Genomic DNA, 15,358 nt, shown 5'->3' with positions numbered 1-15,358 from the left:
CCGCCCTCACCCCCCCCACCTCTCCCCAATCACCCAAACCGTCCAAACCCTCCTCCACCTCCGAGGAGAGGCCCGCACGGGCGAGGCGCACGCCGTGCTCGTGGAGGCCGCCGGCTGGCCCGCCGCCGAGCTGCCGCCGCTCGCCGCGGAGCTGCACCGCGCCGGCCTCGGCGCGGACTGGGCGACCCTGCTCTGGGAAGCCGCCTCGCTGCCGCCCGATCAACTCGTCGCCCTCGCGGACGCCCTCGCCGGCGCGGGCCGCGCCGACGACTGCCGGAAGCTGCTGCGGCAGGGCGTCGCCCGCCCCGCCCCCGAGATCGCCGAGGCGATCCTCGCGCTGATCGACGCGGGCCGCGAGCGCGAGGCCCGCGCGCTCCTCGACTCGTATCTGCGCGTCCGCACCCCCGAGGACGCGGCCCGCTGCGCGCACACCGACCCCCACCGCCTCATCCCACTCCTCCTGGAGACGGCCAGGGCGGTCTCCGAGGAACACCACTGGGACCTCGTGCACGCCCTGCGCGTGGCGGGGTTCAACACCTGACCCCGCGTCCGCCCCGCCCGCCGCCCTGGGGCGTCCCGCCCGCACAGGCGCGGAACATGATCGACTCGCCGGTTGACGGCGATGGTCTTGCTCGGCCTGACGGACGGGGCTTACGTTCTTCTCTCTACGCAGCGAATCTACGGGCGTAGCGGCTCTCTGACGTCCCCTCGGGGGCAGTCCTTCCCAGGGCAGTGAAGGAGCAGCTCATGGTCAACGTCGTACGCGCCGCACTGGTCCAGGCGACCTGGACCGGCGACACCGAATCCATGATCGCCAAGCATGAGGAGCACGCCCGCGAGGCGGCCGGGCAGGGCGCGAAGGTCATCGGATTCCAAGAGGTCTTCAACGCTCCCTACTTCTGCCAGGTCCAGGAGCCGGAGCACTACCGCTGGGCCGAGCCCGTGCCGGAGGGCCCCACCGTGACGCGCATGAGGGAACTCGCCCGCGAGACCGGCATGGTGATCGTCGTCCCGGTCTTCGAGGTCGAGCAGTCCGGGTTCTACTACAACACCGCGGCCGTGATCGACGCCGACGGCACCTACCTGGGCAAGTACCGCAAGCACCACATCCCCCAGGTCAAGGGCTTCTGGGAGAAGTACTACTTCAAGCCGGGAAATCTGGGCTGGCCGGTCTTCGAAACGGCCGTCGGCAAGGTCGGCGTCTACATCTGCTACGACCGCCACTTCCCCGAGGGCTGGCGCCAACTGGGCCTGAACGGAGCCCAGATCGTTTACAACCCCTCCGCCACCCACCGCGGCCTCTCCTCGCACCTCTGGCAGCTCGAGCAGCCGGCCGCGGCCGTCGCCAACGAGTACTTCGTCGCCGCCATCAACCGCGTGGGCCAGGAGGAGTACGGCGACAACGATTTCTACGGAACGTCGTACTTCGTCGACCCGCGGGGCCAGTTCGTCGGCGAGCCCGCGAGCGACAAGGACGAGGAACTCCTCGTCAGGGACCTCGACTTCGGGCTCATCGAGGAAGTACGCCAACAGTGGGCGTTCTACCGTGACCGACGCCCCGACGCCTACGAAGGGCTGGTACAGCCGTGACCGAACTGTTCGACCGCCACAAGGCGGTGCTGCCCGAGTGGCTCGCGCTCTACTACCAGCGCCCCCTCGAACTCACCCACGGAGAAGGCCGGCACGTCTGGGGCGCCGACGGGAAGAGGTACCTGGACTTCTTCGGCGGCATCCTCACCACCATGACCGCCCACGCCCTGCCCGAGGTCACCAAGGCGGTGAGCGAACAGGCCGGACGGCTCATCCACTCCTCCACGCTCTATCTGAACCGCCCGATGGTCGAACTCGCCGAGCGCATCGCGGCGTTGTCCGGCATCCCCGACGCCCGCGTCTTCTTCACCACCTCCGGCACCGAGGCGAACGACGCCGCTCTGCTGCTCGCCACCGCCCACCGCCGCTCGAACCAGATCCTGGCGATGCGCAACGGCTACCACGGCCGCTCCTTCACCTCCATCGGCATCACCGGCAACCAGTCGTGGTCGCCGACCAGCCTCTCGCCGCTCCAGACGCTGTACGTGCACGGGGGCGTCCGCGGCCGGGGGCCGTACGCCGAGCTGAGCGACGCCGAGTTCATCGCGGCCTGCGTCGCCGACCTGCGGGACATGCTCGGCCAGGCCCGGGGAGGAGTGGCGGCGCTCATCGCCGAGCCGATCCAGGGCGTCGGCGGCTTCACCTCGCCGCCCGACGGGCTGTACGCGGCCTTCCGTGAAGTCCTCGACGAGCACGGCATCCTGTGGATCGCCGACGAGGTGCAGACCGGGTGGGGCCGCACGGGCGAGCACTTCTGGGGCTGGCAGGCGCACGCGCGGAGCGGCCCGCCGGACATGCTGACCTTCGCCAAGGGCATCGGCAACGGTATGTCGATCGGTGGCGTCGTGGCCCGCGCCGAGGTGATGAACTCCCTCGACGCCAACTCCATTTCGACGTTCGGGGGTTCCCCGGTCACCATGGCGGCGGGCCTCGCCAACCTCTCGTATCTCCTGGAGCACGACCTCCAGGGCAACGCCCGGCGCGTCGGGGGTCTGCTCATCGAGCGGCTGCGGGCGATCTGCGCCCAGCTGCCCCTCGTACGCGAGGTGCGCGGGCGCGGCCTGATGATCGGCATCGAACTGGTCGAGCCCGGCACGGACGAGCCGAACCAGCGCGCGGCCGCGGCGGTCCTCGAAGCGGCCCGCGAGGGCGGCCTGCTCATCGGCAAGGGAGGCGGCCACAACACCAGCGTCCTGCGCGTCGCCCCGCCGCTCTCGCTGACCGTCGCGGAGGCGGAAGAGGGCGCGGCCATCCTTGAAGAGGCCTTGCGGAGCGCCTAGGTGGCCCCAAGGGCCCCGGTGGGCGCCGGTTCACCGGCGTACCCCTGTCACGAACCCCTGCGCAGCAAAGGGAGCGCACCACATGAGCACCCGCACCCTGATCCGCGGCGGACTCGTCGTCACCGCCGCCGAGGAGACCCACGCCGACGTGCTGATCGAGGACGGCCGCATCGCCGCGCTCGCCGCGAGCGGCACCGCCGCGGCGGGCACGTGGACCGCCGAGCGTGTCGTCGACGCCACCGACAAGTACGTGATCCCGGGCGGCGTCGACGCCCATACGCACATGGAGTTCCCCTTCGGCGGCACCTTCTCGTCGGACACCTTCGAGACGGGGACGCGGGCGGCGGCCTGGGGCGGCACCACCACCATCGTCGACTTCGCGGTGCAGTCCAAGGGCAAGGCGCTGCGGGCCGGCCTGGACGCGTGGCACGCGAAGGCCGACGGGAACTGCGCGATCGACTACGCCTTCCACATGATCGTGTCCGATGTGAACGAGGCGACGCTCAAACAGATGGACGGACTCATCGAGGAGGGCGTCAGCTCGTTCAAACTGTTCATGGCGTATCCCGGGGTCTTCTACTCGGACGACGGGCAGATCCTCCGCGCGATGCAGCGGGCCGGTGAGAACGGCGGCCTGATCATGATGCACGCGGAGAACGGCATCGCGATCGACGTACTCGTCGAGCAGGCGCTCGCCCGCGGCCAGACGGACCCGCGCTACCACGGCGAGGTCAGAAAGGCCCTGCTTGAGGCCGAGGCGACCCACCGCGCCATCAAGCTCGCGCAGGTGGCGGGGGCGCCGCTGTACGTGGTGCACGTGTCGGCGCGGGAGGCGGTGGCCGAGCTGACGCGGGCCAGGGACGAGGGGCTGCCGGTCTTCGGCGAGACCTGCCCGCAGTACCTCTTCCTGTCGACGGACAACCTCGCCGAGCCGGACTTCGAGGGGGCGAAGTACGTGTGCAGTACGCCGCTGCGCCCCCAGGAGCACCAGGCGGCGCTCTGGCGCGGTCTGCGCACCAACGACCTCCAGGTGGTGTCGACGGACCACTGCCCGTTCTGCTTCTCGGGCCAGAAAGAGCTGGGGCGCGGCGACTTCTCCAAGATCCCCAACGGCATGCCCGGTGTGGAGCACCGCATGGACCTCCTGCACCAGGCCGTGGTCGACGGACACATCTCGCGCCGCCGCTGGATCGAGATCGCCTGCGCGACCCCGGCCCGGATGTTCGGCCTGTACCCGAAGAAGGGCACCATCGCGCCGGGCGCGGACGCCGACGTCGTGATCTACGACCCGCACGCCGAGCAGACGCTCTCGGCGGCCACGCACCACATGAACGTCGACTACTCCGCGTACGAGGGAAAGCGCCTGACCGGCCGGGTGGAGACGGTCCTTTCGCGAGGCGAACCGGTCATCACGGCACGGGAGTTCACCGGCCGCGCCGGGCACGGCGCGTACCTCGCGCGCGGCACCTGCCAGTACCTGGACTGACGGGAGCCGCGCGCTCCCCCGACGGAGCGCCGGGTTCGCAAGGTGAAGTGTGTGGCAGCCGCCGGCAGGAGGCAGGCACGCGATCCGGCAGGATGACCGCATGCCCCACACCCCGATACGCCCCGCACAGCCCTTCGACGAGAAGTGGATCGCCCAGGCCCTCAACGGTTTCATCGAAGGTTCCGGACACTGGGAGCCCGGCACGCTCGCCGTGTTCACCGAGGCCGGCGACTACTTGACCGGCAGCGGCGAGGACGTGCCCGCGCGGTACCGGGGCTGGAACTGGTACCGGTTCATCGGCCGGTGCGGCGCTGTGGCCCTGCGGGCGAGCTCCTTCCACGTGCAGGACCATCTGCGCGCGGTCCAGCTGGCGATGCTGGAGGTGTGGGCGGAAACTCCCTTCGCCGACCCGGAGGTTCGCGCCCGGATACGTACGGGCGTCCTCGAACTCGGCGACAAGGACACACATGCCACTCGGACCCACGACGGTGCGGTGGTCGCTCTGCACGGGCTCGGCGCCGGCCGGGACGGCCAGCGCTTCGTCGAGTTGCGCACCGGGACCGCCCAGCCGCCGGCACCAGGTCGGATCACGGCCACCGAGCCGGTGCCCGCGGCCGGTTGGGACACACCTGACCGGCTGCGGCGCCTCGTGCACCTCGTACGGGAGAAGGGCCCCGCGCCCTGGGACCGCGCGGCGGCCGTAGTGCTCGCCGAGCGGACCGGGCTGAGCCGGGCCGGAGCCGCGCTGCTGCTCGCCGGAATACCCGATGTGAAGTACGGGTACCCGGGACTCGATGCCGAGTCGCGCAAGGTGATGGGCCTCAAGCAGTCCGAAGCCGAGGCCGGTGAGCGGGAGTTGGCGGCCCTGCGGGTGGCCGAGCGCCTCGACCTGCTGGCCGACGTGCTGCCCGCTGACCCCGAACAGCTGTGGCTGGAGGGTGGGCAGCTGGCGCTCGCCGAGCGGATCGCCGAGGCCTGGCGCAGGCAGCAGGGTGTACGCCCCGCCGTGCCGGAGTCGACGCTCGCCGTCGCCGCCGAGCACAGCGATGTTCGGATGGCTCCGGCAGCCGTGTGCGCCGTGTTCGCCGATCCCGCGCGCGAGCCGCGGCTGACCCGCGACCCTGACACCCGGCTGCGGGTGAACAGCATCAGCGGCGGCGGCTGGGAGGGCGACGAGGGTTTCCGTTTCAGAGAGCTGCTCGCCGTGGTCTGCGACGCCGTCGACTGGGTGTACGCCGAGCTTCCCGAAGGAGATCCCGTACGCCGGGGTGTTCCCGAGACCGTACGGCTGCTGCGGGAACGCCTGGCCCATCCGGAGTTGCTGCTCTCCGCCCGCGGCCGCAGCCTGCGCGGCCGCACCGTGGCGGACCTGCTGCCGGGCTTCCCCGGCGCCCTGCCCTACTTGGACGCCGCCGAGCCGCTCGCCCATCCCACGCTGGACGACGGCCTGGTCGTCGTGTCCGAGGCAGGGTTCGACCGGCGGGGTGAGCGCGAGGCGCCCGGCGTGTACTTCCGGCCCGGCCGCTACGGGCTCGACGAGCGCTCGCGGCGTCTGGAGGCCGTGGTCGATGCGGAGGACTCGCATCTGGCGCTGGTCCGCCGGCTGCGCGGTCCCGAGTTCGACCGGATCGTGCAGCGCATCACCGAGGGGTCGCTGCCGCCGGGCGGCTACGAGACCGATCCGCGGCTGTCCGCGCCAAAGGTGGTGGAGGAGGTGGCCGTCACCACCGGTCTGGATACGGACGTCGCTACTTTGTATCTGCAACTGCTCGCCCTGCCCGTACCCACCGACCGCCGTATCCGCCGCTTCAACCGGTGGACTCCCGCGCACCACAAGGCTGTCGCGGCCGCACTCGTCGAGGCCGGTCTGGCGGTCGCCGACCGCAGGGCCCGGGCCGGGCGGGGGGTGTTCCTGCCCGGTGACTGGGCGGGCGGGGACAAGTTCTACCCTCCGATGGAGACCTGGAAGGCCGGGCTGCTCGGGGTCCGGGTCATCGGGCGCAAGGTCTGCTCCCGGCCCGTCGCCGGCCCCCTGCCCGAACTCTTCGCCCGTGCCTGGCGGACGCGTCCCCACTGAGCGTGGGGGCACTTTCCGCAGATTGCGCCAGCACACCGGAGGATGATCCTCATAGGCCACGGACACGGGAGCTACCGCTGCTCGGCAAGCGACTGGAACGTGGCGAGGTATTCGTTTCGCGTTTCCTCTGCATGGTGGAAGCGTTCGATGCGCTCGGCGGAACACCTGACGCCCGCGTGCAGGCACACCGACAATCGTGGCGCGAGATGCTGAGGTGATCGCGGAGAGTAACGCAGTTGCAGAGGTTGCCTGGAGTGGAACGGAGCCTCCAGGCAACCCACTTGAGGCCCTGGAAGAACCCAAGCGGCGGTCACCGGCAGGTGGGCTGCGCGAACCCTTAAATCTACCCTGGCGTTCGGCAAGTGTGTGCGCAGCTTCCAGCTGCGTACGGAGCGAGACCTGGAGCGTGCCCAGGGTCTGTTTCGGCTCAGCTATTCCGCGGTCTGACAGGACCGAGCCTCGTGGCGTTAGTCCGATTGCTCGGGTGAGTTGTGGGTCGTTGTGTGCTGCCTTTCGAAGGGGTTGTCAGGAAGTGGCGGTGGAGCTACAAGTATTTGGCGGATCCCCGGTTTCGGTAACCGGGGATCCGCCGCTATATTGCCGCCGTCTTCCGGCGTACGATCCGTCGTCTCGTCACCGGATGCAGCCGCTCACCGATGACAGCGACCGGTTCGACCATGACACCGGCCTCTTCCAACGACTCACGCACCGCGGCCTGCTGCGGCGGCTCACCCGCGTCGACCTTGTCCGCCGGGGACTGCCAGACGAGATCGCCCTCGGGGACGGCGCGGCGGATAGGTAACACCCGGCCCTGATGCGTGAATACCGCGCCCGCGATCAGCCCATCCATCCGAACCTCAACTCTCCCTCTGAACAATCACAATCACCGTATGCCACAGACCGCGGACGGACATCATGCCGGGCATGAGGGCGGTGGCACATGTCTGGCAGGAGTCCTGGCACCACCGCTTGAGCCTGCGGATGGCATTCTCTCCGTTCTGCGAACGACTCCCATGGGCGTCTTCGTAGCGAGGCCGCCCTTCGTGGTTGTTCGAGGGCACGGGGGTGGCTTCGTCTTCCGACGTCGACATGCCGTGAAAGGTGTCGTCCACGTTCTTGATGATCTGATGTGCCGTGTCGCTTGCCCGAGCGGGAGCGGGAACTCGGGTTGAGGGGACGGTAACTGATCTTGGTGGATCCGCACGGGCGGGTGGACCGGCGGCTGGTGGGGTTCTTCCGGCGGTCGTGGTTTTCGACGCGTTCGTTCGGGACGCGGGATGCGTGCGTGCGCGACTACCGGCTGTTCTTCTCGTTCTTGTGGCGAGCGGGATGCTGGGACCAGGCGGGGGCGGAGCATCTGGAGAACTGGGAGCACTGGAGGCTGCGCGGGGAGGGGAATCCGGCGCGGATCGGCGGCGCGAAGTGGCAGCGGGAGCTGGCCACGCTGCGGGGCCTGTACGACTGGGCACTGGCCCGGGGTTCGCGGGGGCGAGCCCGGTGGCGCTCCGGTCGGTGCGGACGCGCGACGGCGCCGTGGTGGAGGTGTCGGCGCTGACGCCGGCAGATGTGCGGTCATTGAATGTGAAGTGGCTGACGCCGCGGGCGTATCGGCTGTGGCGGGGGTCGATCTTCGAAGACGGTGCCCGGACGGGCGCGTTGATACCGGCTGGCGGGCGCCTACCGCAGCCGCACCAGGCAGTTGTTCTTGGACGGCGAAGCCACTTGTCTGCAGCGAGCTGACCTGCGGTGGCTTACGTGGACAAGGAATTGGCGTCAGAGCAGTTGCTTATGTGGACGCTCACGTAATTCCCCAGGCGGAAGTTCACGTAATTCCCCAGCTGCTGACGTGAGCCGACGGTGAGACGGTCCGTTTCAGTCCCACCAGAGCACGACGCTGCCGTTGGTATGCAGCATGGTAGAACTCGCGCAGGGCGTTGGAGTGCCCAGCACGTACTTCTTCGGGCCACCGACAGGGCCGTGGGCTCCGGCCCGAGACCTCCCAGCTCGCAGACCCGTTCGATCAGGAACGGTGCCCAGTCCAGGTCGAGGACGTCCGCCGACGGTGGATCCCAGAGAGGATCTCCATCCTTCGAAGCGTCGGCTGACTGGCGGCAGGAGGCGAGATACTCCGCCGGGATGCGGGCGAGTTGCTGAGTGACGGCCATGACGGCAGTATCGCGACGACGTCCACCGGTTTTCCCTACTTGGTCTTGTCGGTGGGGTTCCTGGGCCGCTTGTTCGGCCGGTAGCTCGACCCGTTCATGATCACCTGGTGACTGATGTTGATCAGCCGGTCCAGGAGGGAATCGGCGGCGATGGGGTCGGGGAAGACGGGATACCAGTCGCTGGGTGCCCTGTTGCTGGTAATGATCAGCAGCGTCCCTGCCGCTCGGAAACGAGTTCGTAGAGGTGGCGTTTCACTCCACGACCTTGGGCGCCAGGGAGCTGGGCACCGCACGGGCATTCAGACCGATCCACAACATCTGACCAGCCAGCGGTACCAGTGACCGTGGGCGCACGAGGCGTGTACAAGACGCGACACCAGCGTCGAGCGGACCACGTCGCTCACGAACGCGGGTCCCCCGCTGCACCTGACCGGCTGTGCCGTGCGAGGGCATCAAGCATGCGACCCGGAAGAGGTACTTCCCGACCACCGGCGTGGCCGCAGGAGGGTGACATGAGTGCCGAGGACGATACATCTGTCAATTTGCAACAACAACCTTACGTTTGCAATAGCGACACGACATTATCAGGCGCGGTAAATATGGTAAATGTCACTGAAAGGAGTAGTGCTTACGGAGTCGTGTATTGCAGTGAGTTACCGGCTCCTACTCTCGGAATATGGGAACGCTTCAATCATTCCGTAGTTTTCCCGTGTCGGTGCGGCTGCTGTTGATCAATCAGTTCGGCATTGATTTCGGGTTCTTCTTGGTGATCCCGTATCTCGCCTCCCACCTCGGCCAGGGTCTCGGCCTGTCGGCCGGCGTCGTGGGCGTGGTGCTGGGGGTGCGCAATGTCAGCTCACAGTGCATGTTCGTGTTGGGCGGCAGCGCGACCGACAGAGTCGGGGCCCACCGTGTCATTCCGGCCGGATGTCTGCTCGGCGCCCTTGGCTACGCGCTCTTCTCCACCATCGGCGGCGTCCCTACGGCGCTTGCCGCCTCCATGCTCAGCGGCCTCGCCGCCGCACTGATGTACCCGGCGGTGCGAGCCTACGTGGCGGTGGCGGCACCTGACCGCAGAGCGGAGGCCTTCGCACTGCACAACATGGCTTCCACGACCGGAAGCCTGGGCGGAATGCTGCTGGGCGGACTGCTGTTCGTCGTCGATTTCCGCCTGTGCGCGCTGGCGGCCTCAGGTATCTCGCTTCTCTTGGCGATCGCCCAACTGCGCACGCTGCCCCCTCATCGGATCAGACCGGCGCGCGGAAAGGTTCTGCGGGACTGGTCCGAGGTTCTGGGCAACCGTGGCTTTCTGACATTCGCCATTGCCATGGTGGGCATGTCGGCCATGGAGAACCAGGTCTTCCTCCTGCTTCCGCAAGCCGCCCGCGAAGCGTCCGGATGGTCCCGTGCGGCCGGTGTCCTGCCCGTTCTGGGGACAGCCGTCAACGTGATCTTCCAGATGCGGGTCGCGCGATACGTGTGTGCTCACGGCCGCGACACCCGCTGGGTTTCCCGGGGGTTGGCGCTGATGGGCCTGAGTTTCCTTCCACCGGTCCTGGTGGCGGGCATACCGGAGCCGGTGGGAGCCAGGGACGCGGTACTGCACATGCTGCCGCTGGCCATGGGGACACTGCTGCTCTACACCGGTGTGATGGTGGCCCAGCCGACGGTGATGGAACTGATCCCCCTCTTCGGACGAGAGACGCTGACAGGAACCTACTTCGGCCTGTACTACGTCTTCTCGGGCCTCGCCGCCGCCGCGGGCAACGCACTCGTCGGCTGGGCGATGGACACGGGACAACAGACGGGGCGGCCCTGGCTGCCCTGGATGTGCTGCACGGGGTTCGGTCTGGCCTCGGCCGTAGCCACCGCGTGGCTGCACCGCATGCGGGCACTGCCCACCGAACGGGCAACGGCGGTGCCGGCGGTCTGACCTCAGGTGCGCGCGGTTGCGGAGTCGAGTGCGTCGGCGCTCAGTCCTCGACCCGGACGTCGCGGACCTCGGCGACGATCACCGGATCGCGATGGTCGAGGAACAGCGAACGTCCGGTGTCCATCGTGGAGATGCGGGCCATCTCGTCCTCGGTGAGGACGAAGTCGAAGACGCTCAGGTTCTCCTTCATGCGTTCGGCACGAACCGACTTCGGGATGACGACTACGCCACGCTGTATGAGCCAGCGGAGAACCACTTGCGCCACAGTCCTACTGTGCTCGCGGGCTATTGCGGTCAGCTCGGGATGGGAGAAGAGGTTATTGCGCCCTTCAGCGAACGGTCCCCAGGACTGGATCTGGACACCACGCTCGCGCATCAGCTCGTGATCGGCCGAGCGCTGAAAGAAGGGGTGGGTCTCGACCTGGTTGACGGCGGGAACAAGATCATTGTGATCGATGAGGTCGATCAGCCGGTCGGGATAGAAGTTGGAGACGCCGATGGATCTGACGTGATGCTTCCGGTAGAGGTCCTCCATCGCTCGCCAATAGCTATAGATGTCCCCATAGGGCTGGTGGATCAAGTACAGATCCAGGTAGTCGACGCCGAGCCGCTCCATAGATCTGCCGTAGGAACGCTTCGTACCTTCTTCTCCCCTGTCGTGGATCCACAGTTTCGTGGTGATGAAGACTTCCGCTCGCGACAACCCGCTCCTCTTTATCGCGCGCCCAACGCCTTCCTCGTTACGGTAGATGGCTGCCGTGTCGAACATGCGGTAGCCCGCCTCCAAGGCTTCGGCGACAGCCTGTTCCGTGTGCTCCGGTGGAATCTGGTACACACCGAAACCGAGAATCGGCATGTCCACACCGTTGTTCAGGGGGACGGTCTGCATGCGGTCTCCTTCGCCACGGGGATACCTGGGAGCAGCTGGGTCACCATGGTGATGTACCGGGGGAGACAGAGGCGTCGGTTTCAGTCAGCTTCGCTCCGGCGGGGCGGCCGACTCCCGTCCGCACCCGGTCTGCCGGGGAAGAACCTGCTGCTGGCCGCCATGGAAAAGATCAATTTCCCGGATTGTCTTTTTGGCTCAATTTGCGCCTAGGTAAAGCGTGTCGGTTTGCAGGAATTAGAGCAAGGGTAAAAGTAGAACATTTCCACATAGAGGCTTCATCGAAGCTTACTGCATGCAGGGCAGCAAGAACTTGCAACCCACGTCACGGTCCCGAAAGGTGCTGAGGTGGCAGAGTTCGAGGAACTGCAGGATCCGGATGAGTTCGTGCGAGGTGCCATGGAATGGCATTTCAGCCCGCGAACAGGATCACCGTACTGGCTCAACCGCGCCAAGTCCCTGGACTTCGACCCTCGGAAGGATGTCGGCTGCTTTGCAGACCTGGCCCTGTTCCCCAACGTGGTCAACGAATTGCGCGATGTTCGGATCGAGGATCTGATCCCGCGTGGATATGACGGCACCGCACGGCCGGTGGCGGTGTGCGAGAGCGGAGGCACGACCGGGGCGCCGAAGCGAGTAGTCCTGCTGGAGGACTGGGTGGAACGCAACATGGCCCTGTGGGAGGAAAACCTCGCAGCGCACGGCGCCCACTCCGGAGGGAACTGGCTGGTGGTCATGCCCTCCGGCCCGCACCTGTCGGGCCCTTTCGCTCAGCGGATCGTCCGTTTGCGCGGCGGAGTGGTTTTCACCATCGACATTGACCCGCGATGGGTCAAGCGGCTCATCGCGGCCCATCGGCAGGAGGAAGCGGAGGCCTACGCCGAACACGTGGTCGACCAGGCGTGCCACATCCTGAACACACAGGATGTCGAAATGGTGATGATCACGCCTCCGCTGCTGCAACGGCTGGCTCTGCGTGAGGACGCGGTGCACAGAGTGAACGACAAGGTGCGGACGGTTCTGTGGGGAGGGGCCCACCTCGATCCTGATACCCGCTTCCTGCTGCGCAGGGAGGTCTTCGGCCGTGTCACCTTGATCGGAAACTACGGCAGCACCATGGCCCTCGGCTCGGCCAACGAACGCCCCGGTCTCACGGATGATGATCCGTGCGTGTTCGACACCTTGGCCCCCTTCGTCACCTATTGGGTGGTGGACCCGGATACCAGAGCACGGGTGCCGTACGGAGAACGCGGCCAGGTCGTGATGCACCATGTGTCCCGATCGGCCTTCGTACCCAACAACCTGGAACGCGACTTCGCCACGCGCGTCGAACCCACGTCGTCGTCGGCCGGCGACGCCGTCGCGGACATCGCTCCTGTGCCCACCTTTGACAACGCAACCGTCATCGAGGGGGTGTACTGACCGTGACCCGCCCGGCCCTCTTGGACGCCCTCGGACCTGCCGGGCCGTTCCGGTCGCGGAGACGGACTCCGGTCACCGACGTCACCGGGCGCACCGTGGCCGAACTCTGCCTGGTGCCACCGATGTTCGTCGGCCGGGCAGCCAATGCGCTGCGCCGTGCGGAACCGATGACGCAGGACGCCGTGGTGTCCGCCATCAGCACAGCAGGTAAGTCCTTCAGTACCGATGCGATCGGCGGGATCACCGCCGAAGAACACGCGCTCCGAGTCGCCCGCGTGTCCGGTCTTCCCATCGGAGTAGTCAGGGCCGCGACGCGCAATGTGGCCGCAGCTGCCGCCAACGTGTATCGAGATGTCCAGCAGGCACGTCCGGTCACCGCGGTGACCGAGTGGCGGGACCCTTTGACCCGGACGGGACGCGCGGTGTGGTGCCGACGCGGCGACGTGCTCGGTGTGCTGGCCGCCGGCAATCACCCGGCCGTACACACGGGTTGGCTGCAGGCGCTCGCACTCGGGTACCGGGTGGCCCTGCGCCCGTCCCAGCGAGAGCCTTTCACGCCGTACCGGCTCGTCACCGCCCTGCGTGGGGCCGGCCTCGGTACGGATCGGCTCGTTCTCCTCCCCACCGACCACGACACCGCCCGCGAGATACTCCGCAACGCAGATCTCGGCCTGGTGTACGGAAGCGCCCAGGTAGTGGAAGCTCACGCACGTGACTCCCGGGTGCTGCCGCAGGGGCCGGGGCGCTCCAAGGTCCTCCTGACGGCCGAGGTGGACTGGCGTGAGTATGTCGATGTCATCGTGGAGTCGGTGAGTTCCGAGGCGGGCACAGCGTGCACCAACGCGACCGCGGTGCTCGTCGAAGGGGACCCCGGCCCGCTGGCCGAAGCCCTCGCCGACCGCCTGTCGAAGCTTCCCGCCCTGCCGCCGGAAGACGAACACGCCGCCCTTCCCGTGCAATCAATGACCAGGGCTCGTGCGCTCCAGGCATACGTACAGGGGCGCTCGACCGGTATCCCATGGCTCGGCGTGCAGGACATGTTGGTCGATCTGGGCGACGGCAGTGCGGCACTCAGGCCGTTGATCCATCAACTGGATGCGCCGGACCCCGGCCAACTCGGTGCGGAAATGCCCTTTCCCTGCGTCTGGGTAGCACCCTGGTCCCGGAGGGATGGGATAGAGCCCCTACGAGACACTCTCGTGCTCACCGCGATCACCCGGGACGATGACCTTGTCGACGACTTGGTCGCCGAGCCGACCATACGCAGCATTCACCTCGGGCCCCGGCCGACTCACACCAGCGTTCCGGAGATGCCGCACGACGGGTTTCTCGCCGAGTTCCTCATGCGGACGAAAGGCGTCATCCGCTGACACTCTGGCACCCGCGTGTGTCACCACCAACAGTGAGCTGTCGCTGCCATAGTGAGAGAGACTGGAGGTGCAATGCGATGACCCAGACCTTGCTCCTGGTGGCCAATACCGCTCCCACCCCTTGGGAACGGGATGTGATCCGACGACTCAGTGAACAAGCCCGCGGACGGGGGCTGGCCATTCTGGGCGTCGACACCCCCGACAATCTGCGAACGGCTCTCCCTGAAGAGCAGTCCCGGGTGGACGAGACCGTTGCGCTGGATGTCCACGATGTCCACGCCTGCCGCTCGTGGGCGGCCGATCGTCGCGGTGCGTTCGATGCGGTGGCCACCATTCGTGAGCTTTCCGTCCTCCCTGCGGCCTGGATGGCGAGAGAGCTGGGTCTGCCTGGAAACGACCCGGAGGCCGTACTGCGGATCCGCTGTAAGGACCTCTGCCGGGAGCGCCTACGGGAAGCCGGCCTGCCGCAACCGCTCACCGCCCGCTGCCGCGACCTGCGGGAGGCCGAGAGGTTCCTGGCCGAGTCCGGTGCGGGCCCGTGGGTCGTCAAGCCACGGGACGGGCTGGCCGGCATCGGCGTGAGCGTCGTCCGTGGCGCTGCCGATCTGCCCGCTGCCGTGGCGAAGTTCTCCGAGCTGCCGAGTGTGATGGACCCCCTGGGACCGCCCGATTCCTTCCTGATCGAAACGTACGTGGAGGGGGAGGAGTACTCCGCCGAAGGCGTCCTGGTCGACGGGAAGCCAGAGGTTCTCACTCTGACCCGGAAGGGCAAGAGTGAAGGCTTCTTGGAGACCAGTCACCGGGTGCCGTCGGGGTTGCCGGAAACCCGGGACAAGGAAGCGCGAGAGGCGGTCGCCCGGGCCCTGACCGCAGTGGGCATCACCCGAGGCATTTTCCATGTCGAGTTTTGGAACACCCCGGAGGGCATCGTGCTCGGGGAACTGCACGATCGGGGCGGCGGCGATTACATCCACGCGCTCGTGGAGCACAGTCGGCCGGGCCTTGAGCTTTACGGCAGGCTTCTCGACGATCTGCTCGGCAACGCTCCCGGCCTGGTCCCGCCCGTCACACGCGCTGCCCGGGTCCAGTTCCTGTTCCCACCGACCGGCAGGCTGCGGGCGGTGCATGGCTGGGACGAACTCGCAGCTC

General features: G+C 67.5%; 10 protein-coding genes and 2 pseudogenes. 9 read left to right on the top strand and 3 right to left on the bottom strand.

Annotated elements, in window-relative coordinates; genetic code table 11:
• The 5 genes and pseudogenes from GKQ77_RS14380 to GKQ77_RS14360 form a co-directional block, all read left to right on the top strand.
• A pseudogene (locus GKQ77_RS14380) lies at positions 1–541 on the top strand (hypothetical protein); the annotation flags it as partial.
• Positions 542–747: 206 nt separating this feature from the next.
• Positions 748–1,590: a nitrilase-related carbon-nitrogen hydrolase gene (locus tag GKQ77_RS14375; RefSeq protein ID WP_219689124.1), complete on the top strand. Its 843-nt coding sequence runs from the start codon at positions 748–750 to the stop codon at positions 1,588–1,590.
• The gene (locus tag GKQ77_RS14370; protein ID WP_219689122.1) at positions 1,587–2,870 is read left to right on the top strand and encodes an aspartate aminotransferase family protein; all 1,284 of its coding nucleotides are present in this window, start codon (positions 1,587–1,589) and stop codon (positions 2,868–2,870) included. The genes GKQ77_RS14375 and GKQ77_RS14370 overlap by 4 nt, the downstream gene beginning before the upstream one ends.
• Before the next feature lie 82 nt (positions 2,871–2,952).
• Positions 2,953–4,356: a dihydropyrimidinase gene (gene hydA / locus GKQ77_RS14365; protein ID WP_219689119.1), complete on the top strand. Its 1,404-nt coding sequence runs from the start codon at positions 2,953–2,955 to the stop codon at positions 4,354–4,356.
• A gap of 100 nt (positions 4,357–4,456) precedes the next feature.
• Positions 4,457–6,433 (top strand): hypothetical protein, encoded by a 1,977-nt coding sequence (locus GKQ77_RS14360; RefSeq protein WP_219689118.1) that lies wholly within the window; start codon positions 4,457–4,459, stop codon positions 6,431–6,433.
• Positions 6,434–7,025: 592 nt separating this feature from the next.
• Here the strand turns inward: GKQ77_RS14360 and GKQ77_RS14355 are convergent.
• Both GKQ77_RS14355 and GKQ77_RS14350 read right to left on the bottom strand, forming a co-directional pair.
• On the bottom strand, positions 7,026–7,283 hold the full coding sequence (locus tag GKQ77_RS14355; RefSeq protein WP_219689116.1) for an NUDIX hydrolase: 258 nt from the start codon (positions 7,281–7,283) through the stop codon (positions 7,026–7,028).
• A gap of 1,350 nt (positions 7,284–8,633) precedes the next feature.
• Positions 8,634–8,842 (bottom strand): annotated as a pseudogene (locus GKQ77_RS14350) (ATP-binding protein); the annotation flags it as partial.
• A 465-nt stretch (positions 8,843–9,307) separates the two neighbouring features.
• On the opposite strand from GKQ77_RS14350, the gene GKQ77_RS14345 reads away from it, so the two are divergent.
• Positions 9,308–10,531: an MFS transporter gene (locus GKQ77_RS14345; protein ID WP_308117665.1), complete on the top strand. Its 1,224-nt coding sequence runs from the start codon at positions 9,308–9,310 to the stop codon at positions 10,529–10,531.
• Between the two features lie 40 nt (positions 10,532–10,571).
• Here GKQ77_RS14345 and GKQ77_RS14340 read toward each other — a convergent pair whose 3' ends face one another.
• Complete coding sequence (locus GKQ77_RS14340; protein ID WP_219689114.1) at positions 10,572–11,420, bottom strand: aldo/keto reductase; 849 nt, start codon at positions 11,418–11,420, stop codon at positions 10,572–10,574.
• Positions 11,421–11,765: 345 nt separating this feature from the next.
• Here GKQ77_RS14340 and GKQ77_RS14335 point away from each other — a divergent pair, with 345 nt between their 5' ends.
• The 3 genes from GKQ77_RS14335 to GKQ77_RS14325 form a co-directional block, all read left to right on the top strand.
• Entirely contained in the window at positions 11,766–12,839 is a 1,074-nt protein-coding gene (locus GKQ77_RS14335) for an AMP-binding protein (protein WP_308117664.1), read from the top strand.
• A 95-nt stretch (positions 12,840–12,934) separates the two neighbouring features.
• Complete coding sequence (locus GKQ77_RS14330) at positions 12,935–14,209, top strand: aldehyde dehydrogenase family protein (RefSeq protein ID WP_308117663.1); 1,275 nt, start codon at positions 12,935–12,937, stop codon at positions 14,207–14,209.
• Between the two features lie 77 nt (positions 14,210–14,286).
• Positions 14,287–15,358 (top strand): ATP-grasp domain-containing protein (locus GKQ77_RS14325; protein WP_219689113.1); only part of this gene is annotated, 1,072 nt, incomplete at its 3' end.

The sequence above is a fragment of the Streptomyces anatolicus genome (genome assembly GCF_019400875.1).
GTDB lineage: Bacteria > Actinomycetota > Actinomycetes > Streptomycetales > Streptomycetaceae > Streptomyces > Streptomyces anatolicus.
This window is presented reverse-complemented; position numbering and strand designations above follow the sequence as displayed.

Coding starts and splice junctions, on each gene's coding strand:
- GKQ77_RS14360 (WP_219689118.1), top strand. CDS start 4,457: ATGCCCCACACCCCGATACGCCCCGCACAGCCCTTCGACGAGAAGTGG.
- GKQ77_RS14355 (WP_219689116.1), bottom strand. CDS start 7,283: ATGGATGGGCTGATCGCGGGCGCGGTATTCACGCATCAGGGCCGGGTG.
- GKQ77_RS14375 (WP_219689124.1), top strand. CDS start 748: ATGGTCAACGTCGTACGCGCCGCACTGGTCCAGGCGACCTGGACCGGC.
- GKQ77_RS14340 (WP_219689114.1), bottom strand. CDS start 11,420: ATGCAGACCGTCCCCCTGAACAACGGTGTGGACATGCCGATTCTCGGT.
- hydA (WP_219689119.1), top strand. CDS start 2,953: ATGAGCACCCGCACCCTGATCCGCGGCGGACTCGTCGTCACCGCCGCC.